Genomic DNA, 21,678 nt, shown 5'->3' with positions numbered 1-21,678 from the left:
AAGCAATGTCTTAACGAGACATTGCTTTTTGTGTATATAAAACTATTTATGAGGATGAGTCATCTCATCAACGTTGACCCACTTTTCAAAATCTGCTTCTTTAATTTCAAAATGATTAGCTGCTTGTTTTAGTGTTGTGTTATTTTGTTCGGCCCACTGAGCAATTTTAGCACTTTTTTCATATCCAATATGAGGGCTTAGAGCAGTTACCAGCATTAATGAATTGTTCAGTAGTTCATTGATGCGATCGACGTTAACGGTTAAACCATCAACTAGCTTTTCTTTGAATGATTGAATTGATTCATTAAGTAATTCGGTGCTTTCTAGAAAGCTGTCGATGATAATTGGTTTGTAAACATTCATTTCGAAGTTTCCTTGGCTGTTAGCGAATGTGATAGTGGCGTCGTTGCCAAAGACCTTTGCTGACACCATGGTAAGTGCTTCGATTTGAGTGGGGTTAACCTTACCAGGCATGATTGATGATCCAGGTTCGTTGCTAGGAATTGCTAGTTCGTTGTATCCAGCTCGTGGTCCGGATGAAAGAAAACGGATATCGTTTCCAATTTTGATTAAATCAGATGCTAATGTTTTAAAAATACCATGAACTGAAGTGATTTCTGAATGATTAGCCAATCCATGGAATTTGTTTGCTGCTACCTTATAATCAGTGTTTTCGTTATGATTAATGGTATCGACAACATCTTGATCGAATCCGATTTTAGTGTTTAGACCGGTTCCAACTGCAGTTCCACCAATTGGTAACTCTAGAAGTGACTGCTTAATGGTATTTAGCGTGATGACGTCATGTTCTAGTGTTGATTTCCATCCACTGATTTCTTGTCCCACAGTGATAGGGGTAGCGTCTTGTAAATGGGTACGTCCAATTTTAATAATTGATGCAAATTCGTTTTGTTTATTATCGAAAGATACGATTAAATTTTTAACGGTTTTAATGACATTATTAGTTGCTTGATATGCTGCCATCATCATGGCAGTAGGGAAAGTATCATTGGAACTTTGTGATTGATTAACGTGATCATTTGGATGAACATTGGCAGTTGGATACAACTTATTGGCAAGATTGGCAATTACTTCGTTGACGTTCATGTTGGTTTGAGTTCCACTACCTGTTTGATAAACGTGAAGGGGAAAGGCATCTTTATAGTCACCATCGATTAGTTTGTTGATTGCTTCATCAATGGCGATATATTTTTCATCATCTAGTGTTTTGTTTTTGTGATTAACAAAAGCGACGGCCTTTTTAATCTTTAATAGTGCATAGATGACTTCCATTGGCATGGTGCGACCTATATTAAAATTATGTAGACTACGTTGTGTTTGTGGGCCAAATAAAGCGTCTTTTGGAACTTTGACCTCACCTAATGAATCGTGTTCAATGCGAAAATCCATCATATCAAGTCCTTTTATTAGAATATACGATAATTATAGCCATTTTATCCGTCTCTTACTACCGAAAACTCTATCCAAATGATACAATATAATATACATATTATGTAGGAGTGGCAATATATTATGCATATTGACTTTAGATTTCTTATTGCTGAACTATTGGTTTTATGGGTGCCACTATCCATTGTAGTTCTAGTATCGGAAATGCTTAAATTTAACTGGGTGCTAACTGGATTGTTATTACTATTAGGATATTTCTTGGTAGTCTTGTTTAACAGGTCCAACAAACTTATTTATTTTCTTTTCCACGTTGAAAAGAAATCATGTAATCAATTGTTAGAATCAATTCTATTTCTGTTAGTACTTTTAATTTCAGCGTTTCTGTCAATAAAGTTTTTTGACGATTCTACGATTGGAATTATTGTGTTTATGTTTGTTAGCATTTTAGCTGGTTCTGTCGTAATCGACGAAAAATAATTGCAAATAGTTAAAAACAAAAAATTTAATATTTAATTATTACCGTAACTTCGGCGATTTTACCCCTGTCTCTAATTGTTAGACCCTTGCAAAAAATATTGAGCATGGTAGTATATATAGTGTTGTTTTTAAGAAAGAACACTATATATTGTATGCATACATATTTTAGGTTCCAAATATAGAGATAGGGGTTTTTCATTGTGTCAGCTTATTTTAAATTTTTGGCCCACCAACTAAAGGGTTGGCCACAACAAAATTACTACTTATTCTTCTTTAGTTTAGGTGCTCAAGTTATGACATTGGTGAACGCACCAATTACATGGCTTTCAATTTTAACTTTCATTGGTACTACTTTAGGGGTACTATGTGTTCTCGCAATTAATGCTGCTAAGTCAGTTAACGGGGTGCTGGGAATTTTATCAGCAATTTGTTTTATTATTGTTGGTTTCTCAGCAAAGAACTACTTAAGTATCGGGGAACAATTGGCATACGTTATTACCCTTGATATTCCAGTGCTATTAAGTACTGACTGGAATGTTAACATGGTTTCAAAAATCAGAAAGTTCACTGCTAAGAGTTGGGCAATTTCAATTATCTTCACTCTCGCTGTTTACTTAATTTCTGGTTTTGCAATTAAAGCACTTACTAATGAACCACGTCCATTTTATGACGCCTTTAGTTTTGCAGTTTGCTTAACAGCTGGAATTATCTGTTTCCTACGCTACAACAACCAATACTTCTGGTGGTTAGCTTCAGGACTAGCCCAAGTAGTTCTATGGTTTATCACTTTCAGAGAAGGATCAGCAACTCTTGCAATGTTTGTTAACTCTGCAATTTATGTTGCTAACGATATCTTAGCTTTCACTGTTTCACCATGGTTCAACGAACGTGAAAAGAAACGTTTAATGAAGGAAGAACAAGCATACGCTGAAAAAGTGGAATCTAATGCTTAATAATCACTAAAAAAGCTGCCATTAATTTGGCAGCTTTTTTATTATGCTTTTATATTAGTATCGATGATGATTCTTACACGTGAATCATTGATGCTGAAGTCATCATGGATTTCTAGCAGTTGGTTAAAGGTTTCATCTTTTACACCGTTGATGAACTTGTTGGCGATATTATCTAATGTAATATCATCATTGAAGTAATCCTTTGCCAATGTAAGGGTGAATTTAATCATGTTATCAGAATCAAAGAAAATTTTGTTCTTGTAAACGTCAAAAATGTGGGTGTCATATTCAAAGTTTTCATCTTTGCTTAATTGACGGTCTTTTAATTCTAATGGGCTCTTACCTGCTAATAAAAGATATGAGTAACAATTGGTTTCATTATTAATCAGTTTGTAGAATGTAAACGTTAATTGGGGTTCAATATTTAGACCACAAACATCATAGATTTCAGCCCCCATATCGACTAATGTATATCCTTGACCTAGCATTAAGGAAAGTTGATTATGCTCTTCAAACAATGGTAGGTGGGCCGGTAAGAATTCTTCAAAACTAGATTGTTCAAAGCCATGATTAGAATTAAATTCTCGAATATTATTTAACTTTTCGGTAGTAGCATCAGTTGGAAACATTTGTACATTTGCATCATATTTGTTTTCAATCTTATCAAAACTCATCTTTTTAAATGTTCCGATTGGACTATCAATTATAGCGTGTGACATCGATTGACCGATTAGGTAGTCAGTAGCAAAGATGGGGTCTTTACTATCGGTTAAATCTGTCATTTCTTCAATTGCCTTTTGAGCTGGCCCATAAAAACGATCACCTTCAATACTATTGCGAAGAGCACGTTCCATTAGTTCGTTGGCTTCGGCGATGTTTTCGTTATTCATTAGGATTTTACCTAAGTAATAATTGGCAGCAACGTATTTACAGTCGTATAAGATTGCTTGTTGAAATAGATGGACTCCGGTAGGGTCTAATGTTGCTCCGGATTCTGTGAAAATAATTCCTAGTTTTGTTAAAATTTCAGAACGACTTGGGATTTTCCCCTCGATTTCTTCAGTAGTCATAACGCCTGCTGGATATTGAGATATAGCAGAACTTAGCAAAGAAATGGCGTCGTCGCGTTTATTATCATCGACGCACTGTGTAGCTAGTTCGATGAATTTATTTAATTGTTGGGCTTTGTCTTTACCCAATTCGATAGCGTCCATTTGAAAACTCCTGACTTAAATTTATATATCCATTATAATCATTTTTGCTAAAATAAAAAACTTTACTATTAATATGGATTTATGTAATATTGAAGCTAATCAAACGGGGAAGTGAGGAGATAGATTGAAAAGACTAAAATGGCTGGCTTCGATTGTCTTGCCATTGGTTGCTTTAATGTGGTTTGTGCCAATTACGACCCACGCAGAAAGCACCAATCCAACACCTACTAAAGAGTATGTTGTTGATGACTATGCCAGTATATTGACTGATAAGACAAAACAATTGGTAATTAATAAAGAAAAAGAATATCAAAAAACTAAAACTCAACCTCAAATAGTTCTGATGACTGTTAAAAATACCGGTAATCAAGATATTGATGGTTATTCAGATAGTTTATTAGACAACTCCAGATGGAAATTCGGGAAGAAGGGGTTGGATAATGGGGTATTAATTTTATTTGCCCAAAACGGTGGTAAAAATAACGTTCGTATCTCCACCGGATACGGCGTTGAAGATATCTTACCAGATGCCACCACCAATCAGATTTTACAGGCCAATAAATCATTATTGAAGTCCAATAATAATGATGAGATTAATCAAGGTCTACAAAATACTTTTAACCAAGTTGCATCAATTTTGGATAAACGTTACGCCAATAAGTCTCTAAGCGATGCCAAGGCAGAGGCTGAGAAAAATAATAATAATTCATTGGCTGGCATTTTATTGATAATCGTTATTATCGTTATCGTTGGGACAGCTATTTGGATTGTAAAAAGTAATGGTGATGACGACGATAACCACCGAAATGGTGGTGGCGGTGGTCGCTATGATTCCGGAGATGCCTTCTTATTAGGAGCATTGCTCGGTGGATTAGGTAACTCTAGAGGCGGTTCATTTGGTGGCGGCTCATCAGGTGGATTTAGCTCATCCGGAGGCGGTGGAAACTTTGGGGGCGGAGGTTCCTCAATTTAAATTAAGGAGATAAATTATGATTGAAAATAAACCATTTTATAAAAAAGGCTGGTTCATATCACTAGCTGTTATTGTTGTTGTTTTGTTCGCTTTAATCGGTGGATTCATCAAATCAGCAAATAGCTTGGCTACTAGCGAACAAGGTGTTGAAGAACAATTAGGACAAGTACAAACAGTACTACAACGTCGTGCTGATTTAATTCCTAACTTGGTTAATGCCGTTAAAGGTCAACAAAAACAAGAAAAATCAGTATATAGCGACATTACTAAAGCTCGTACTCAATACTACAACGCTAAAGATCAGTATAATAATGCTAATTCAACTTCCGATAAGGTAAATGCCTTAAACACTCAAGAACGTTCGTTAAACATCTTGGTGGGTTCAATTAAAGAAGCATACCCAAATCTTGCATCTAACTCAAACATGCAAACATTGATGGCTCAACTAGAAGGTAGTGAAAATCGTATCAGTGTTGAAAGAAATAGATATAACCAAGCAGCTAGATCTTACAACGATAAGATTGTTAAATTCCCAGAATCAATCGTTGCTGGTATGACTGGACACAAGAAGGTTAACTACTTCACAGCTGATTCAAATGCACAAAATGCACCTTCTGTTAATTTTTAATATATAAGAATAAAACAAAAAGCTTTTAGACAACTAATCTAAAAGCTTTTTTGTTATTTTAGTGCTATAATTTTTAAGAAATATATTTTATAAAGGATGTTTTTATGAAAAATAAAATAAAACAGATGGTGAAAAATACCGCTTTTGTATTAGCAGTATTTGCTGTTTTGTCATTAATGAGTTCATACATATTATTAAAATCGCATTTTGTAGGAAGCTCAATTGATATAGTATTTCATTGGTCAAGGATTTATGAAATTAGAGATTCTATACTTAATGGTAATGGATTGTTTTCAAGAGTTGCTTTGAATAAATTTAATGAGAGCGGATCTGCAGTAATGACAATGTATCCATACATAAACTTACTTCCAGTTATCATTCTCTCCTTATTTGTTAAGTCGTTTGTTCATTTGGTATATATTACGTTTATTTTAAGAAACTTTTTGTCATTGATTGTTGCATATTTTGCTTGTTACAGTTTTAATAAGAATAAATGGATTAGTTTTATTTTTTCGATTAGTTATGTTCTATCAACTATGACATTGTTCTATAGTTTTATTTTGATGGACATAGGAGTATCTTCTTCATTGATTTTTATTCCTATGGTGTTATTTGGAACGTATCGTCTGATAAATGCTAATAAATGGTTGGAATTGACCATTGGAATTAGTGCAGTGATTTTTTGTCATGTTATAACATCCGTAATGATATCTATGTTGGTAATTGTTATTTTAGTAATCAATTGGCGCTCTTTAGTTAAGAGGAAAACACTAATTTCTTTATTAAAGTGTTTCTCAATGACAATTATTTTAACTGGATTTTTTTGGATTCCATTTATATTTTTATATCTTCATAATCAAATTAGCATGCCAAACGTTTGGTGGAAACTGAGCGGTACAGATATCAATACGTTTATGAGCTTTGTATTTAATAATTCAGTTGTATTGACATTAAATATTATGTCTGTTAGATACATTACTACTATCGCTTTTGTTGGAATTATAGTCGGAATCATATTCTACAATCATATGGAGAGACCAGATAAACAAATCTTTTGGATCGCTATTGCATCATTATTTTTGACTAGTTCGTTATTTCCGTGGAATGAATTGAATAACACATTTGTTAGAAGTACATTCCAATTTTCTTGGCGAATATTTATTGTTACCCAAGTATTACTATGCTATATATTTGCAGTAAGCGTTATTAAATTATGCAAGAATAAAAGACAAATATTTGGTGTAACCTGTCTAGTTACCCTAACAGTAATGTGTATGCAGGTGTCTGGGCAGAGAGAAGTTGTGGATCATTTTTATCAAAATAGGTACAACATTATACATATTATTAGAGATGATCAGGGGCTATACACTGACTATTTTCCTAAGAATTCTCTGAAAATTGCTGATGATATTTCTCAACATAAAGTTGGAATATCTAAAAGGAAAAAGATTTCTGTTAAGTTACTTGATAATGGTAAATTTAAATTTAAGCTATCTAAAAAGGCTAAGTCAATTAAGATGCCGTTTATCATGTATAAGGGTATTGATTATCAAATTAAAGTTAATGGTCATAAGGCTAAGTTCTATTCTGATGATCATTCACAGTTAACTATAAATAACGTGAATAAAGGAAAAAATACTGTACGAGTAATTGTCCATAAGTCTTGGTATGATTATCTATCATATGTATTAAGCTCTTTAGGAATCGTTATTCTACTATATTCTTTGATCAAAGAATATAGTTTTAAACAAAACATTAGACGATCAAAGTAATAATATTATTAATAATATCAATAAATGAAAATATTTTTTTCTTTCTTATCGGTTTAGTAATTTTATTAGCTACAATTTTTAATGATATGTTTAAAAATATAAAGTCAAATAGGTGTAAATAAAAAGATAGGAGATTATACTCCTATCTTTTTATTTACGGGTTAATGCATCTTTGCTAGTGTTATTATTACTTCACAATGTCGATAGCTTTATTCACTTTTTTAGCATGAATTTGTGATAGTGATAGCTTATTGTGTTTTTGACTGATAACTGATTTATTATTGTCATTGCCTTGGGTAACTACATGTATATATTCGTTATTACCGTTATCGATTAATCTAAATGCATCTGGACTTGTTACGATAATAGTTTGATGAGGACGAATTGGTTCGTTTTCCCAACTTTGTTCATAGTGATTCAATTTAGCTTGTTCTTTTGCGTTCTTGTTAGTGTAAGCAGAGGAGTAGGCAAGAGGCTGATCTAGTTTTTCGTCCTTACCATCGACTTTGGCTGAAGCAAGTAGTTTAGTGTTGTTGACAATTTGGCCAGCTGTTAACATTTTGTCTGAATTGTTAGTGGCTTTAAAACTGTATAGGACCATGTCGAAACGTTTCTTACCATTGTTATCATAGCTAGTACCACGGTAAGTCTTATAGAAAGTAATGTTACCTTTTTTAGTGACCAGTTTAGTTTGGTTGTCTTCGTTTACTAGCTTAACGTACTTAGTGGGATTAACTGATTGATCAGCTTTTTGCTTAGTTTTGGAATTTGAACATGCGCTAAGTGTTGCTACTGCTAATAAAGCAAATCCAATAATTGATAATTTTTTCATATTGCGCCTCCACGTAATTTATACAATTTCATTTTAGCACTTTTCACCACAAATAAAACGGCTATCCCTAGGGGATAGCCGTTAAGTTTTTATTAAATTTTTGTTTCTTTATTTTTCTTAATCTTGTAGATGATTAAACCGATGATGGCACCTACGATAGCTGGAATTACCCAGTCCATGCCAATTGAAGCAAAAGGTAAAATCTTTTGTTCCGCATTGATTAATGATCGGACGAAAGCAATGTTTGAAATAACTGGAGGAAAGGCAGCTAACATATCAAAGAAGGCAGGGATTAAAGTAAAGATAATGGTGAATAGATAAACATTTTTATCTTTATTAAAGAGTGGAGAGCATAGCGCTAACATAATTAAAACAATAGCAAATGGGTATAGGAACATAAGCACTGGTGTTGACCAAGTGATAATAAGTGATAGGCCAACGTTTGCTATGATAAATGATATAAAACAGTTAAAAGCTAACCATTGATGATAAGAGAAACGTGGGAAATGTTCGTGGAAGTCTTGTGCAAACGCTGCAACTAATCCTACCGCTGTAGTAACACAGGTAAGAGTCATCAATGTTGCTAGCAAAGCATGTCCTGTAATTCCTAAGTAGTGACCCATGAATTGATTAAAAGTAGTACCACCATCATCAGTACTTATTTTAAATAGATTTAATGAAGTTGCACCAATCCAGATTAGGATGATATAGATGATTCCAACTAAAGCTTCAGAGATTAGACCTGCTCTGGCGGTTACCTTGGCGTTTGACTTAGGGGATGTCTTTCCTAGTTGATTAACAGCAGAAACTACAGTTACCCCAAAAGCTAGACCAGCCAACGCATCCATGGTGTTATAACCTTGTAAAAATCCATTGAAGAATGATTGGTGTTGGTAGGCAGCAGTAACAGGTTGTGCTGATGCAGCTCCCATGGGATGTAAGAATGCCAATAGGAAAGCTAGGAACAATAGTGCTAAGAATAATGGGTTTAATAGTTTACCAAGGCTATCGATAATACTAGAAGTTCGATATGATAAGTAGAATGTAGCAATGAAAAATAGTGCAGTAAAGATAAACATTGCTAGTTTAATGTAGTGATCTGGGATGAATGGTTGAATTCCAACTGTAAAATTAACGCTGGCAGTTCTAGGGGTGGCAAACAATGGTCCCAATGTTGAATGAACTAATACCAAGAAAATAATTGCAAATACCGGTCCCAGTGGTTTAGCAATGTCGTATACTCCCTTTGCACGAGAAATACTAATTGATAGAACCGAAAGTAGAGGTAACAATACTCCAGACGCTAGAAAACCTAGCATGGCCGGTACCCAGTTGGCACCTGATAATTGACCCAAATGAATTGGGAAGATTAGGTTACCCGCACCAAAGAATAGTGCGAATAGCATTGAACCGATGATTAGATATTGTTTGATCGACAATGGTTTTGTATTAATATCTTTGATTTCGTCTTGCATAATAAGCGCTCCTTTAATAATCGTTTTTTGATTTTGTTATATGTGCTAACTACTCACGACGTTTTTCATAACCATCATCTCCTTTTTTAAAAGCAATAAAAAAGCACCCTTAGTTCGTATTGAACCAAGGGTGCTTGTGCACGGTACCACCTTAATTGCTAGACAAATAGTCTAGCCACTTCACGTACTAACATACGCTAACACTGTAATGGGTGTACCCAATATACGTTACTCTCCAACGGATTTCGGTATATAGCTCCAAAGATACTTTCACAATTTAGTAGTTATCCCGTTTCCAGAAAGTAGGGACTCTCTTGAACTAGCCGAATTGTTACTCTGCTTTTTCATCGCTTTTTTAACTGATATATTGAATATAAAAAATATATCAGCAAAATTTATGAAAGTCAAATTTTATTTTAAAGAATCCAATTCATCGGTAGAAATGAATTTCTTGTCTACTAATTCAGGATGGCTTTGTTTAAAGATATATTCCTTAATTGGTTTCTTGGTGGGAACTGATGTGTAAATCTTGAAATCGGTGAATTTGTCGGCGTTACTTGTGACCATTACGTTATAACTTTCGTCACCGTTGACCTTAAGTGTAGCAGGCCAGTAAGTGTTGATTTCATATAATGATCTGATGTAGACGGCGTTAGTTGAACGATATCTTTCCATTACCAGCGGACCAGGACCAGATACTGGATCGGTGGGATGATCACCTCTAAAGATGTAGTCACCGACTTGAATTTTAGCTTGGTTACCATAGTACCAGTTACCATAAAAATCATGGGTGATTGGTTTATAGATTGGATTAGCAGGAATTGGAATGGTGTAACTCTTTGGTTGTTCTTTTTTCTTAGCAGTTTCTTTTTTGCTGCTTGAACTAGATGACATAGAAGCTGAACTACTGCTAGTTGAAATGGTAGAACTTGTTGCCTTCGAGCTGCTTGATTCAGCAGTTTTATGGGTTTGGTCGGTATGTTTAACTGATGCAAACGCCACTGTTCCAAGGATTATTACAGCAACAATTGATATAACAGAAATGATTACTTTTTTATTTTTCAAAATAGCACTTCCTCTCTTATCTAAGTATGTTATCACTCTTGAATAATAAAAAAAGAGTTGAACATTTTGCTCAACTCTGATTGTTTGTACAAACGTTATTCTGTAACGGTTTGTAAATATTTTTTATTTTTGTACCAGTGACACATTAGGCCGAATAGTAAACCAACGATTGCAAATGGCACCCAATCCATTCCAATTGATGCCAATGGTAGATAACTTTGTTGGAAGTTTCCAACCATCTTGGCGAACGCACTTTGTGATACGACGGGTGGGAAGAAAGCTAACATGTCCATCAACGCTGGAACAGTGGTTAATAATACGACCCAGAAGTATACTACTGAATCACGCTTGAATAGTGGTGAGAATACTGATAATAGGATTAATACCATTGCAAATGGATATAAGAACATTAGCATTGGAGTTGACCATTGGATGATGGTATCCAAACCCAAATTAGCGGTTAAAAATGATGCAACACACATTAGTCCTAACCATTGAACGTAACTTAATGCAGGGAAATGTTTGTGGAAATCTTGAGCGAATGCGGCAACTAACCCCATTGCAGTAGTTAGACATGTAAGAGTTAATAATGTCGCTAATAGTGCGTGTCCAGTCGCACCTAAGTAGTAGGTCATTAGTTGGTTAAATGCGACACCTCCATCGGAAGATGCCTTGAATTGACCTAGGGTTGTGGCACCTAACCAGATTAGCACAACGTAGATTAATCCAACTAGTGCCTCAGCTAGGAAACCGGCTTTTGCAGTTACCTTGGCGTTGCTAAGAGGATTAGTCTTACCAAGTTGATTAACGGCAGTTACGACAGTAACACCAAAGGCAAGTCCGGCTAGGGCATCCATAGTGTTATAACCTTCTAAGAAACCATTGAAGAATGATCCGTTTTGGTATGCTGAGGTGACAGGTTGGCTACCTGCTGAACTCATTGGATGTAAGAATGCTAAGAAGAATACAACGAATAGTAGAACTAAAAAGACTGGGTTCAATAGTTTACCAACGCTGGCCATGATTGATGATTCCTTATATGAAAGAAGGAATGCAGCTAGGAAGAATAGAAATGAGAATACAAGCAAACCATAGTGGACGAAGTTACTTGGTAGTAATGGTTGAATTCCGACTGCAAAGGGAACTGTAGCTGTACGTGGTGTACCAAATAGTGGCCCGATGGTAGCGTGGATTAATACCATGAATACCAATGCAAAAGTCGATCCCAGTGGTGTTCCAATATCATAGACACCCTTTGAACGAGTAACACTGATGGCTAGAACTGATAGTAAAGGTAATGCCACTCCTGTACATAAGAAACCAAGCATTGCGGTGAACCAATGCGACCCTGCTAGTTGTCCTAAGTGAAGTGGGAAAATTAAGTTACCGGCACCAAAGAATAGTGCGAATAAAAGTGAACTAACAACTAGATATTGTTTGAATGATAATGGCTTTTTGTTTAAGTCTTCCATAATAAATCTCCTTTAAAAATTGTATGTGTTTGAATTGAATCTCTATGTGTAAAATATCAATCGGACTATCCATGCCATCATCTCCTTTTTTATGTATTAATTAACTAATTGCGAGTACAAAAAAACGCCCTTAATCTAATTTACAATTAGACTAAGGGCGTCATTCGACACGGTACCACCTTACATTCGTAGCTTAAAAAAGCTACCTTGACGTACTAACATACGCTGACGCTGTAAGGGGCGCTCCCCATGCACTTTACTTTTTGTTCAGTACATCGCTCGAAAGGGATTTTCATAACCTAATCAGCACTTCCTTTCACCAGACGAAGCTCGCTTTGTTTGATATCAGTTATTACTCAACTTTCTCATCGCAATCGTTTATTTGTCATTATATTAAAACTGGATTAGAAAAAAGTCAAATTAAATTTGGTAAAGAAGTTTAACTAATTTTATACTTTTCTTAATAAACCACTTGAAACGTGAGTGATATAATATTAATATACTATAAACCAAAAGATAGCTGTCAATTTTTCAGTATGCATAGACGTAGAGGAGATATATACAATGAAGATTGATAATTATGTTCCAAAGAATCAACGAAGAGAAGTTTCTGATAACCGCATTCGTAATCTAAAGATTATGAGTAAAGTGGCTATCTTTACTTCATCATTAATGTACATTGCTTACATTCCAGAGATTATACAAAACTTTTCTGGTAACCCAGTTAGCCCAATCCAACCATTTGTTGCCACTATTAATGCTACCTTGTGGACACTATACGGTTGGTTTAAGACCTACAAAGATTGGCCTTTAATTATTTCAAATGTTCCGGGAGTTATTTTTGGTTTAATAACACTTGTAACGGTGTTTATTCATTAAAAAGGCTTATGATGACAGATCGAAAAAACGGTCTGTTTTTTTGTTTGCAAAAAGTTTTAATGTTTTTGTTTATTTGTATTTATATCAGTGAAATGTTTTATGTTGGGGAAAATGGCTTTAAACAGTTTAGGATTTCCATTACCTAGAGTTGTGTAAGTATTCATATAGTTATTATCAGAGATTTTTTTATTTATTGATAATAAGTATATAGCGTTGCCCCCTCCACCAGCACCTTGATCCCAATAATAAGTATTTAAATGCTCTTTTTTTACATTAATCTCGCTCTTATTTATTCTTTTTATTTTGTCAAATTTGGAAATGAAACTGAATTGTGGAATGAAATATCTATCTAATTGTCTGAATAATGATATGCCCATGCAAATTGATATAAATAATATTATTATGAATGATAAGATATTATTTCTTTTTTTATCTGAATATATAAATAAAATGATACTTATGAACGTATAAGGGACTAATATGGGGGATAAGTATCTTATTGAAATCATGCCGCCTGATATTACGAAACGTGCTATAGAGATAAATATAGTTAATAATATTATGGATAAAGGAATTGAAAAGACATATTTATATTTATTTCCTAATATATTTTTGCAACTAATGTAAGGGAAAATAAAAATCAGTGTAATTGTCATAACTTCTATTATAAATTTAAACATTAATGATATGGATCCAGGATTTTGTTGATATGACATTTGCTTTAAAAAGTATGGAAGCCAAGGTATGAATGATATTAATGACGTAGTTCCCAAGATTATAATAGATAACGCAGATTTTATTTTTCTTTCTCTAAACAAATTAGCTGAACATAGTAGAAGATATATACCACTTATAAATCCGGATACATACTGTGTATATAATGATGCGGAAACAACTATAAAGACTAATAACAAATGTTTCTTTTTTAAACTATCAATATACTTAATCGTATAATACATTTGAATTGAAAAGAGCATGATTGTTAGCGAATACATTCTTATGTTAGTTGCTTCTTGTGATAATCCAAGTTCTAAAGGTACAATCAGGAAAATTAATAATGAAGATATCAAATGTATGTTTATCTTTAGATACATTAATATTTTTTTGATGAATACGAATGATATGATTGTGAATATTAAAGATAATAATCTTGAAAACAAGATTTTTATAAATATGTTAGTTGTCCAAAAAGTAGTGATTGATAAGAATGCTTTTAAAAAAATAAAGTATAAAGGCGGATGTATATCTAACGATGTTAGATATAGAAGCTGATGATAATTATGCCTTATGATACCCATTGTAAAAGGTTCATCATTTCCCAAAGATATGCTGAGATATGGAATAGTGATTAATATAATAGCAATTACCAAAATAAAATTCTTGCTATTTTTTATTTTCATAAATATTTCTCCTTTAAATAATAAAATATGAATTATTATACTATATTTTAAAGGTTCATCTGCATAAATTAAAGAGTTATAAGGTTATGGTTGTACAATTATTTCAAATGTTCCGGGAGTTATTTTTGGTTTAATAACACTTGTAACGGTGTTTATTCATTAAAAAAGGCTTATGATGACAGATCGAAAAAACGGTCTGTTTTTTTGTTTGCAAAAAAGAACATTTGTTCGTATAATATATTTTACTGAAAGGAGGAACTCAAAATGGATTATTCAAATGAACCCAAAGGGGTCTTTATGGTTATTGATAATAAGTCGTTTTATGCCAGTGTTGAGTGTGTTCAATTAGGGTTGAATCCACTGACGGCCAGTCTAGTTGTGATGTCTGATCAAGACAATACGAACGGCGGATTGATTTTAGCATCGTCTCCGACTGCAAAAAAGAGATTTCACATTACGAACGTGACTAGAAAACGTGATTTGCCTTGGGATGATTCATTGATTGTGGTCCCTCCGAGAATGAATTTGTACATTCAAAAGAATTTGGCAATTAATAAAATTTTTCATGAGTTTGCAGATGAGAAACACTGCTTTCCATACTCAATAGATGAGACTATTTTGGATTTGACTCACACATGGCACTTGTTTGGAGATAGTCCTGCTCAAGTAGCTAGAAAAATCCAAAAGACGGTTAGACAACGCCTTGGTCTGTATACAACCGTAGGAATTGGTGACAATCCGGTGCAGGCAAAACTGGCTTTGGATTTGTTTGCTAAACGTAACAAAGACCTAGTCGGTCAATTAAGTTATGACACCTTTGCAAAAAACGTTTGGCCAATTGAACCTATTGATAAGATTTGGAGTATTGGTAAACATACAGCTGAAAATCTAGCCAAACTGGGCATTCATAATCTGGGTGAGTTAGCGAGAACGAATCCATATCAATTGAAGGCACATCTAGGAGTCATGGGCTACCAACTCTTTGCGATTTCATGGGGGATCGACCGTTCGCAATTGAATCAAAAGGTGCCAATCAAGGATAAGGGATTATCTAATTCTCAGGTGCTACCAAGGGATTATAAGGACAAGCATGAACTAGAAGTAGTCATTACAGAAATAGCTGAACAGGTGGCGTCACGTTTGCGTCACAGAAAGAAACAAACTAGCTGTGTTCATCTCTATCTTGGTTTCTCATATGTGGAAAGTGAAGGTAGTGACCGGACCAGTATCTCACATGAGCAAAAAATTACCACAACTTCGGACAATCGTGAATTAGTCGGAGCGGTCATGGATTTATTTCATAAGTATTGGCACGGAGAACGTGTTAGAAATGTCGGTGTCTCATATACCAGACTAAGCAATAGTAATGCACAACAATTAGATATCTTCGCAGACCCAGAAGTGCAAATTAAAAAATCAAAAGTCGATAAAGTAACAGATGAAATTAGGGACAAATTTGGTTCCACAGCGATTTTTAAGGGGCATAGCCTAGAAAAAGGAGCTACAATGTTAAAACGTTCCGGATTAGTAGGCGGTCATAATGGAGGAAATGCATATGACTAACCAACAAACAGCAAAATTAATACTAGATAGAGCAAAACCATTATTTAAACGAGAATATAATGTTCAATACCGAATTAAAGTGGTGTTTGACCACTACGATCATCAATTTAATTTTTACATGATTAGATATAAACCAGGCCACATTACTAGAGTAACACCACTTCATCACGTCGAAAGTACCTGGATTGCTGATTTAGAAGAAATCTTAAACTCAATTGAAAAGGAACTAAAGTTAACCATTGTTTTCGCTGGATTTGAAGGAATTAAATGGGATAGTCGTAATTCCTACATTCAGCGTCCTAAAAGAAAGGTTGGATAGAGTTGTTGGATCACAACATTGACGACAAGACAGTGCAAAATTTCTTTGATTATTATTATCACGACAGAGGAATGTTAAAGTGGCAAGGTTTTATGCTTTCTGATCACGTTAGCGCGTTGCGAAAAGAGCATAAGGAAGCTTTTGATGATAGTTTTATGTACATGGATTTTCAAAGTGTTCATGAGGAATTAAAACATAAGGGTGAAAATCACGCAAAGACCGAGATTACCTATGTTAATGATGATGGAAATAAGAGTGTAATAAATGGGATTGTAATGAACTTACAGACTAGCCAGGTAACAATTATGGTTGAAGATGGTGAAATAGTATTATCCATTCAACAGATTTTGATTGTTCAATAATTCTATAGCAAAAAAAGACACACCTTCTAAGCTCTGATATAATTAGTATTAATAAATAAAGAGGTGTGATCGTCTGATGAACAAGAAGGCCAAACTTACATTGGGTCTATTTTTAATATCCATTGCATACATGTTGTTTTTCATGCACCCAACAATTTGGCGTGATGAAAGTTTTACGATGGCAATGGTAGGACATAATTACGGGGATATAATCAGACTGGATTCGATGGATGTTCATCCACCGTTTTACTATATAGCATTAAGATTCTTCTTGAGTATCACTGCTTTTTGGACGAATTCGCTATTCACTAAGGTCATTATTGCGCGGTTATTTTCATACATGTTAGCTATCTTAACGTTTTTAACACTGTCAAAGACGGTGAAAAATTTGGGTGTTTCGGGTGCCAACGCCATCCAATGGGCGGGATTTTTTCTAGCGCCAAGCATTATGAGGTATTCTACGCAAATTAGAATGTACGCTTTGGCAGCATTACTATTGGCATTGGTATTGAACCAATTGCAGCACTACGATAACTCACAAAAAATAGGCCACATTTTCTTAGCAGTTATCTTTGCTTCTCTTGCGTCGTATACCCATTATTTTGCGGCCGTCGCAGCGGGATGGATGCTGTTCTTATACTTCGTTAAATTCCAATTTAATAGATACGACGGAAACGCCATTCTACGTGGGATTGTCGTATTTTTAATAATGTTTGTTCCATGGGGAGTTGTCGCATTTGCACAAGCCCAACAGGTGTCATCTTCTTATTGGATTCCACCAGTTAATGTCGAAAATATTATTAATAATTTTGTTAATTTATTTGCGGATGTCTTTACCGATAATGGGGGGCAGTACTATGCGATTGCTTTGATGATATTATTAATCTATCCCACACTTTGGGCATATCTAAATATGTCAAAGAAGTTCAAATCGACACTAATGATTGTATTGTTAGTATTCATTTTAACCACTTTGACAGGAATTGTGATTTCTGTTGCGGTAAGACCTATTTACATTGCTAGATATGCTTATCCAGCATATGCTTTAGTAATTTTCTTCATGATGACCATTGTGTCTCAAATGATGAAAAAACCACTAAGTCGTTTGTCTAATTACTTTGTAACATCTATATTGGCAGTTGGATTAACGATTATTATTGGTGTAAATGTTGGATTTTTAGGTAGTAATCAATTTAATAATTACATCATGCCAAGCTATAATTTATCGGATTCTGTTGAACAATATAAGGAAAATCCAAATAATGTTATTCATCTAAATCCAAACCAAAGTCCAAATTTGATTGTTGAAAAAACGGTCTATATTAAGTCAATTAATAAACGAGTTTATATTAAAAATTTCAATGTTGCAAGAATCTTAGGAAAAGATAACCAAAAGCTTTTCTACGGGTTGTTTGATAACGTTGATCAAAGATCAGGTCAATAGATAAAGGGGTTGTTATGAAAATAACAACCCTTTTTTATTGAAAAATTTTTTTGTACAATTGAATGCCCTGACTGTTGAGAGATGAGAAATAGAAAGGATACTTATTGATGAAAAAAAGAATAGATTCAGAAATTAATAACTTTTCAATCAACCGTTTGAGACGGTTATGGTTGGAGTTGAAAAAATGGTTAATTGTGATTGGCCCGGGGTTGATTGTTATGCTCGCTGATACAGATGCAGGTTGCTTAATCACGGCGGCACAGTCCGGTGCTAGTTATGGTTATTCCATGATTTTACCTCAGTTATTGTTAATTCCAATTCTATTTATGGTACAAGAAATGACGGTTCGCTTAGGTATCGTCACGAAAAAGGGCATGGTGAATTAATCCGCGAATATTTTGGTAAATTTTGGGCTTATGTCTCAGCGATTACTTTGATGATTTCAACGATTGGAGCTCTTTTGACTGAGTTTATTGGGATTGCTGGAGTTGGCGAATTGTTTGGAATCTCTAAATGGATAACCGTTCCCTTTAGTATTCTGATCTTAACTTTGATTGCTTCTTTAGGAAGCTACCGACGTGTTGAAAAAGTTGGCATTATATTGGGGTTGTTTGAATTAACTTTCATCATTGGAATTGCGATGGTTCATCCTGACGTTGATTCTATTATCGATGGAATGAAAAATATACCAATTTATGATAGTTCTTACGTATATTTAATAGCGGCTAATGTGGGTGCAGTAATCATGCCTTGGATGATTTTTTACCAACAAAGTGCTGTAGTCGATAAAGGATTAAAGAAACACATGATTAGAAAAGAACAGACAGACACAATGGTAGGAACTTTCATTACGCAAGGAATTATGATTGGTTTCATCGTTTTATTTGCAGCCACTGTATTTAATCAACATATTCAAGTTAATGAGAATACTGTAGGAGATTTAGTAAACTCTACTGGTAGATATATCGGAATGGATGCTGCTAAAGCTATTATGGGCTCCAGCATTTTAGGTGGGGCGTTGGTTGCTGCGATTGTTGTTGTCCTTGCTGGTACGTGGGGAATGACTGAAGTATTAGATTGGAAGCATAGTTTAAATGAAAGAATTAATTCTTCAAATTTAGGATTTTATGGTATGTATTTTTTAGTGTTGGTTGTTAGTGGGGGATTAGTGTTATTTAATGAAAAGTTGGTATCAATTGCAATAATGGTTGAGGTGATTAATGCCTTAATGGTGCCGATTGTATTAGGGTTTTTGCTTGAATTAGAAAGAAAAGCTTTACCAAATAGTTACAGAATGAAGGGTATGTACAAAAAAATTGTAATCATTTTGTCATTAATCGTTATGGTCTTTGGTATATATATGGTTATTCCGGTATTGAATTTGTAATATAAGGTAGTAAAATGACTAATGGATATTATTAACGTGAATTTGATGTATAATACTTGATAGTTATGTATATAAATAATTTAGAAAAGAGTGAGTGTTTTGAATAATGATGAACAAGTGAGTAGAAAAAACAATAATAAAACACCCAAAAAACACATGAAAACTTGGAAAAAAGTAACTTTATGGACAATTGGGATAATAATTGTATTACTTGGAGTAGGAGCTTTTGCTGCTTACCATAGAGTGTCAAAAGTAGCTAATGAAGTATACAAGCCCTCAGGGGCTAAAACTGTTCGAAATGCAGATAGCATTTTAAAAAATAAGAAACCAGTGTCCATTTTATTTATGGGGACAGATACTGATTTCGATGGCAGAAACTATAGGGGTAGAAGTGATAGTATGATGATTATGACTTTAAATCCCAAAAAGGAAACTACTACTATCATAAGTATTCCTAGAGATATGAAAGTTAACCTCCCAGATTTCCCTCAATATTCCCCATCTAAGATTAATGCGGCATACACATATGGTGGACCAAAAGAAGCTATTAACTCAATAGAAAGTCATTTTAACATTCCTATAGATTACTATGTAACATTAAGTTTAGGTGGATTGAGGAAGGCAATCGATCAAGTAGGTGGAGTTGATGTCGTATCGCCACTAACATTTTCTAGTCGTGGATATAAATATACTAAGGGTAAAAAAGAACACATGGATGGAACTACAGCAATGTGGTTCACTCAAATGAGATATGATGATCCAAATAACGATTATGGTCGTCAATATCGTCAAAGACTTGTATTACAAGCATTAATGAAAAAATCAATTTCTTATAAGACAGTTATTAATTCAAAGTTCTTAGATTCGATTTCTCAAAACTTAAAAACCAATCTTACAATGAATGACATGATTCAATTAGCATTGAACTATAGAAAAGCTAATCAAAATATTCATAGCGATTATGCTCATGGTACTGGTGATATGGAATATGGTGTATCCTTCCAAGATGTTTCTGGAAAGGAACAAAGTAGAATTTCCTCAATGATTAATGACAGTCTAAAATAAATGAGTGTGAACATTTATCACACCCGTTTTATTTTGGGTTAAATACAATTTTGAGAATTTTTTTAACGTTTGATTATATATAGATTATATTTGGATACGCTTCTTTTGGAGTCATAAATATGATGATATAATTCGTTAATGTTGTCTTGAAAAATATTTTCATTATTTTTTTATTGGAAAGTGAGAGGAAGGTAGACTTGCAAAAAATAAATTATGTTTTTGTTCGTAATAGAAAACTTTATTTCTTTGTTAAAAGATTATTTGATATATTAATCAGTCTAATTGGTTTAATAATCACACTACCTATAACTATACCGACTATATTAGCTATAAAGATAGATGATAGGGGACCTATCTTTTATACACAAACGCGTGTTGGACTTAATGGGAAATGTTTTTACATTTTTAAATTTAGATCCATGATTATTAATGCAGACGAAAAAAGTAAAGAATTGAACGAACTGAATGAAATTTCTGGTGCCATGTTTAAAATAAAAGAGGATCCAAGAGTTACTAAAGTTGGAAAGTTTATAAGGAAACACAGTATAGATGAGTTACCACAACTTTTAAATGTATTATTAGGTGACATGTCTTTAGTAGGACCGCGTCCTCCCTTACCGGAAGAAGTTGCAAGATATAGTGAACATGATTTACAAAGACTAATTATTAAGCCCGGTTGCACTGGATTATGGCAAGTTAGTGGTAGAAATGCATTGAGTTTTTCTGAAATGGTGGATTTAGATTTAGATTACATTCAACATGCAGGATTGTTTTTGGATATTAAAATATGTCTAAAAACTGTATGGATTATGATATGCCCTAATAACGCATATTGAAATAGACAATTTAATTTTTAGGTTAATGTTAACAAGAAAGTTATAATAGTTTTTCTATATGTAATTACAAATGATGCATCATTTATTTGTTGATTGATGATCAATCATTAAATTGAAATTATTTAAGACTTTATATATACATATATTGTTCT

At 33.8% G+C, this 21,678-nt stretch carries 19 protein-coding genes, 1 pseudogene and 2 other annotated features; of the genes and pseudogenes, 13 read left to right on the top strand and 7 right to left on the bottom strand.

The features are described 5' to 3' along the window. Positions 1 to 42: 42 nt before the first annotated feature. Complete coding sequence (locus FD688_RS01800; protein ID WP_138741577.1) at positions 43 to 1,413, bottom strand: class II fumarate hydratase; 1,371 nt, start codon at positions 1,411 to 1,413, stop codon at positions 43 to 45. 120 nt (positions 1,414 to 1,533) lie between these two features. Between FD688_RS01800 and FD688_RS01795 the strand changes: the two genes are divergently transcribed. Together FD688_RS01795 and pnuC are read left to right on the top strand one after the other, a co-directional pair. Next, positions 1,534 to 1,887: a hypothetical protein gene (locus FD688_RS01795; RefSeq protein ID WP_138741576.1), complete on the top strand. Its 354-nt coding sequence runs from the start codon at positions 1,534 to 1,536 to the stop codon at positions 1,885 to 1,887. Between the two features lie 200 nt (positions 1,888 to 2,087). After that, positions 2,088 to 2,840: a nicotinamide riboside transporter PnuC gene (pnuC, locus tag FD688_RS01790; protein ID WP_138741575.1), complete on the top strand. Its 753-nt coding sequence runs from the start codon at positions 2,088 to 2,090 to the stop codon at positions 2,838 to 2,840. Between the two features lie 41 nt (positions 2,841 to 2,881). Here the strand turns inward: pnuC and FD688_RS01785 are convergent, their stop codons facing one another. Beyond that, positions 2,882 to 4,054 carry a hypothetical protein gene (locus FD688_RS01785; protein ID WP_138741574.1) on the bottom strand — a complete coding sequence of 391 codons (1,173 nt, stop codon included), beginning with the start codon at positions 4,052 to 4,054 and terminating at the stop codon, positions 2,882 to 2,884. A 124-nt stretch (positions 4,055 to 4,178) separates the two neighbouring features. Between FD688_RS01785 and FD688_RS01780 the strand changes: the two genes are divergently transcribed. The 3 genes from FD688_RS01780 (at position 4,179) to FD688_RS01770 (ending at position 7,427) form a co-directional block, all read left to right on the top strand. Beyond that, positions 4,179 to 5,027 (top strand): TPM domain-containing protein, encoded by an 849-nt coding sequence (locus FD688_RS01780; protein ID WP_138741573.1) that lies wholly within the window; start codon positions 4,179 to 4,181, stop codon positions 5,025 to 5,027. Positions 5,028 to 5,043: 16 nt separating this feature from the next. Continuing rightward, the gene (locus FD688_RS01775) at positions 5,044 to 5,655 is read left to right on the top strand and encodes a LemA family protein (protein WP_138741572.1); all 612 of its coding nucleotides are present in this window, start codon (positions 5,044 to 5,046) and stop codon (positions 5,653 to 5,655) included. Between the two features lie 797 nt (positions 5,656 to 6,452). After that, positions 6,453 to 7,427 (top strand): hypothetical protein, encoded by a 975-nt coding sequence (locus tag FD688_RS01770; protein ID WP_138741571.1) that lies wholly within the window; start codon positions 6,453 to 6,455, stop codon positions 7,425 to 7,427. A 187-nt stretch (positions 7,428 to 7,614) separates the two neighbouring features. On the opposite strand, the gene FD688_RS01765 is transcribed toward FD688_RS01770, so the two are convergent. From FD688_RS01765 to brnQ (FD688_RS01750), 4 genes are all read right to left on the bottom strand, one after another. Then, positions 7,615 to 8,259 (bottom strand): hypothetical protein, encoded by a 645-nt coding sequence (locus FD688_RS01765; RefSeq protein WP_138741570.1) that lies wholly within the window; start codon positions 8,257 to 8,259, stop codon positions 7,615 to 7,617. Positions 8,260 to 8,351: 92 nt separating this feature from the next. Continuing rightward, entirely contained in the window at positions 8,352 to 9,734 is a 1,383-nt protein-coding gene (gene brnQ / locus FD688_RS01760) for a branched-chain amino acid transport system II carrier protein (RefSeq protein WP_138741569.1), read from the bottom strand. 123 nt (positions 9,735 to 9,857) lie between these two features. After that, positions 9,858 to 10,091 (bottom strand) — a binding site (T-box leader). 54 nt (positions 10,092 to 10,145) lie between these two features. Continuing rightward, positions 10,146 to 10,799, bottom strand: coding sequence for a hypothetical protein (locus FD688_RS01755; RefSeq protein ID WP_138741568.1), 654 nt, complete (start codon positions 10,797 to 10,799; stop codon positions 10,146 to 10,148). Positions 10,800 to 10,894: 95 nt separating this feature from the next. Continuing rightward, positions 10,895 to 12,271 carry a branched-chain amino acid transport system II carrier protein gene (gene brnQ / locus FD688_RS01750; RefSeq protein ID WP_138741567.1) on the bottom strand — a complete coding sequence of 459 codons (1,377 nt, stop codon included), beginning with the start codon at positions 12,269 to 12,271 and terminating at the stop codon, positions 10,895 to 10,897. 150 nt (positions 12,272 to 12,421) lie between these two features. After that, positions 12,422 to 12,649: a binding site (T-box leader), on the bottom strand. Positions 12,650 to 12,910: 261 nt separating this feature from the next. Between brnQ (FD688_RS01750) and FD688_RS01745 the strand changes: the two genes are divergently transcribed. After that, the gene (locus FD688_RS01745; protein ID WP_396020632.1) at positions 12,911 to 13,150 is read left to right on the top strand and encodes a SemiSWEET family transporter; all 240 of its coding nucleotides are present in this window, start codon (positions 12,911 to 12,913) and stop codon (positions 13,148 to 13,150) included. 56 nt (positions 13,151 to 13,206) lie between these two features. On the opposite strand, the gene FD688_RS01740 is transcribed toward FD688_RS01745, so the two are convergent. Then, positions 13,207 to 14,550 (bottom strand): glycosyltransferase family 39 protein, encoded by a 1,344-nt coding sequence (locus FD688_RS01740; protein ID WP_190242871.1) that lies wholly within the window; start codon positions 14,548 to 14,550, stop codon positions 13,207 to 13,209. Between the two features lie 264 nt (positions 14,551 to 14,814). Between FD688_RS01740 and FD688_RS01730 the strand changes: the two genes are divergently transcribed. From FD688_RS01730 to FD688_RS01700, 7 genes and pseudogenes are all read left to right on the top strand, one after another. Next, positions 14,815 to 16,113 (top strand): Y-family DNA polymerase, encoded by a 1,299-nt coding sequence (locus tag FD688_RS01730; RefSeq protein ID WP_138741565.1) that lies wholly within the window; start codon positions 14,815 to 14,817, stop codon positions 16,111 to 16,113. Continuing rightward, complete coding sequence (locus FD688_RS01725) at positions 16,106 to 16,432, top strand: hypothetical protein (protein WP_138741564.1); 327 nt, start codon at positions 16,106 to 16,108, stop codon at positions 16,430 to 16,432. Before FD688_RS01730 ends, FD688_RS01725 begins: the two co-directional genes overlap by 8 nt. A gap of 5 nt (positions 16,433 to 16,437) precedes the next feature. After that, a complete protein-coding gene (locus tag FD688_RS01720) occupies positions 16,438 to 16,794 on the top strand; it encodes a hypothetical protein (protein WP_190242870.1) in 357 nt (118 codons plus the stop codon). A gap of 76 nt (positions 16,795 to 16,870) precedes the next feature. Beyond that, the gene (locus FD688_RS01715) at positions 16,871 to 18,238 is read left to right on the top strand and encodes a hypothetical protein (RefSeq protein WP_138741562.1); all 1,368 of its coding nucleotides are present in this window, start codon (positions 16,871 to 16,873) and stop codon (positions 18,236 to 18,238) included. 107 nt (positions 18,239 to 18,345) lie between these two features. Further along, positions 18,346 to 19,625: pseudogene (locus FD688_RS01710) on the top strand (NRAMP family divalent metal transporter). 156 nt (positions 19,626 to 19,781) lie between these two features. Then, positions 19,782 to 20,690, top strand: coding sequence for an LCP family protein (locus tag FD688_RS01705; RefSeq protein ID WP_225426087.1), 909 nt, complete (start codon positions 19,782 to 19,784; stop codon positions 20,688 to 20,690). Between the two features lie 197 nt (positions 20,691 to 20,887). Next, positions 20,888 to 21,526, top strand: coding sequence for a sugar transferase (locus FD688_RS01700; RefSeq protein ID WP_138741560.1), 639 nt, complete (start codon positions 20,888 to 20,890; stop codon positions 21,524 to 21,526). Positions 21,527 to 21,678 lie beyond the last annotated feature (152 nt).

Source organism: Apilactobacillus kunkeei (assembly GCF_005930975.1).
GTDB lineage: Bacteria > Bacillota > Bacilli > Lactobacillales > Lactobacillaceae > Apilactobacillus > Apilactobacillus kunkeei_E.
The sequence above is the reverse complement of the archived record's forward strand: the minus strand, read 5'-3'. Positions and strand labels throughout refer to the sequence as shown.

What these genes read in the sequence shown, in the direction of transcription:
- FD688_RS01725 (WP_138741564.1), top strand. Translation starts at nt 16,106, where the DNA reads ATGACTAACCAACAAACAGCAAAATTAATACTAGATAGAGCAAAACCA.
- FD688_RS01770 (WP_138741571.1), top strand. Translation starts at nt 6,453, where the DNA reads ATGACAATTATTTTAACTGGATTTTTTTGGATTCCATTTATATTTTTA.
- FD688_RS01765 (WP_138741570.1), bottom strand. Translation starts at nt 8,259, where the DNA reads ATGAAAAAATTATCAATTATTGGATTTGCTTTATTAGCAGTAGCAACA.
- brnQ (WP_138741567.1), bottom strand. Translation starts at nt 12,271, where the DNA reads ATGGAAGACTTAAACAAAAAGCCATTATCATTCAAACAATATCTAGTT.
- brnQ (WP_138741569.1), bottom strand. Translation starts at nt 9,734, where the DNA reads ATGCAAGACGAAATCAAAGATATTAATACAAAACCATTGTCGATCAAA.
- FD688_RS01705 (WP_225426087.1), top strand. Translation starts at nt 19,782, where the DNA reads ATGAAAACTTGGAAAAAAGTAACTTTATGGACAATTGGGATAATAATT.
- FD688_RS01785 (WP_138741574.1), bottom strand. Translation starts at nt 4,054, where the DNA reads ATGGACGCTATCGAATTGGGTAAAGACAAAGCCCAACAATTAAATAAA.
- FD688_RS01795 (WP_138741576.1), top strand. Translation starts at nt 1,534, where the DNA reads ATGCATATTGACTTTAGATTTCTTATTGCTGAACTATTGGTTTTATGG.
- FD688_RS01715 (WP_138741562.1), top strand. Translation starts at nt 16,871, where the DNA reads ATGAACAAGAAGGCCAAACTTACATTGGGTCTATTTTTAATATCCATT.
- FD688_RS01730 (WP_138741565.1), top strand. Translation starts at nt 14,815, where the DNA reads ATGGATTATTCAAATGAACCCAAAGGGGTCTTTATGGTTATTGATAAT.
- FD688_RS01740 (WP_190242871.1), bottom strand. Translation starts at nt 14,550, where the DNA reads ATGAAAATAAAAAATAGCAAGAATTTTATTTTGGTAATTGCTATTATA.
- FD688_RS01775 (WP_138741572.1), top strand. Translation starts at nt 5,044, where the DNA reads ATGATTGAAAATAAACCATTTTATAAAAAAGGCTGGTTCATATCACTA.
- FD688_RS01800 (WP_138741577.1), bottom strand. Translation starts at nt 1,413, where the DNA reads ATGATGGATTTTCGCATTGAACACGATTCATTAGGTGAGGTCAAAGTT.
- FD688_RS01745 (WP_396020632.1), top strand. Translation starts at nt 12,911, where the DNA reads ATGAGTAAAGTGGCTATCTTTACTTCATCATTAATGTACATTGCTTAC.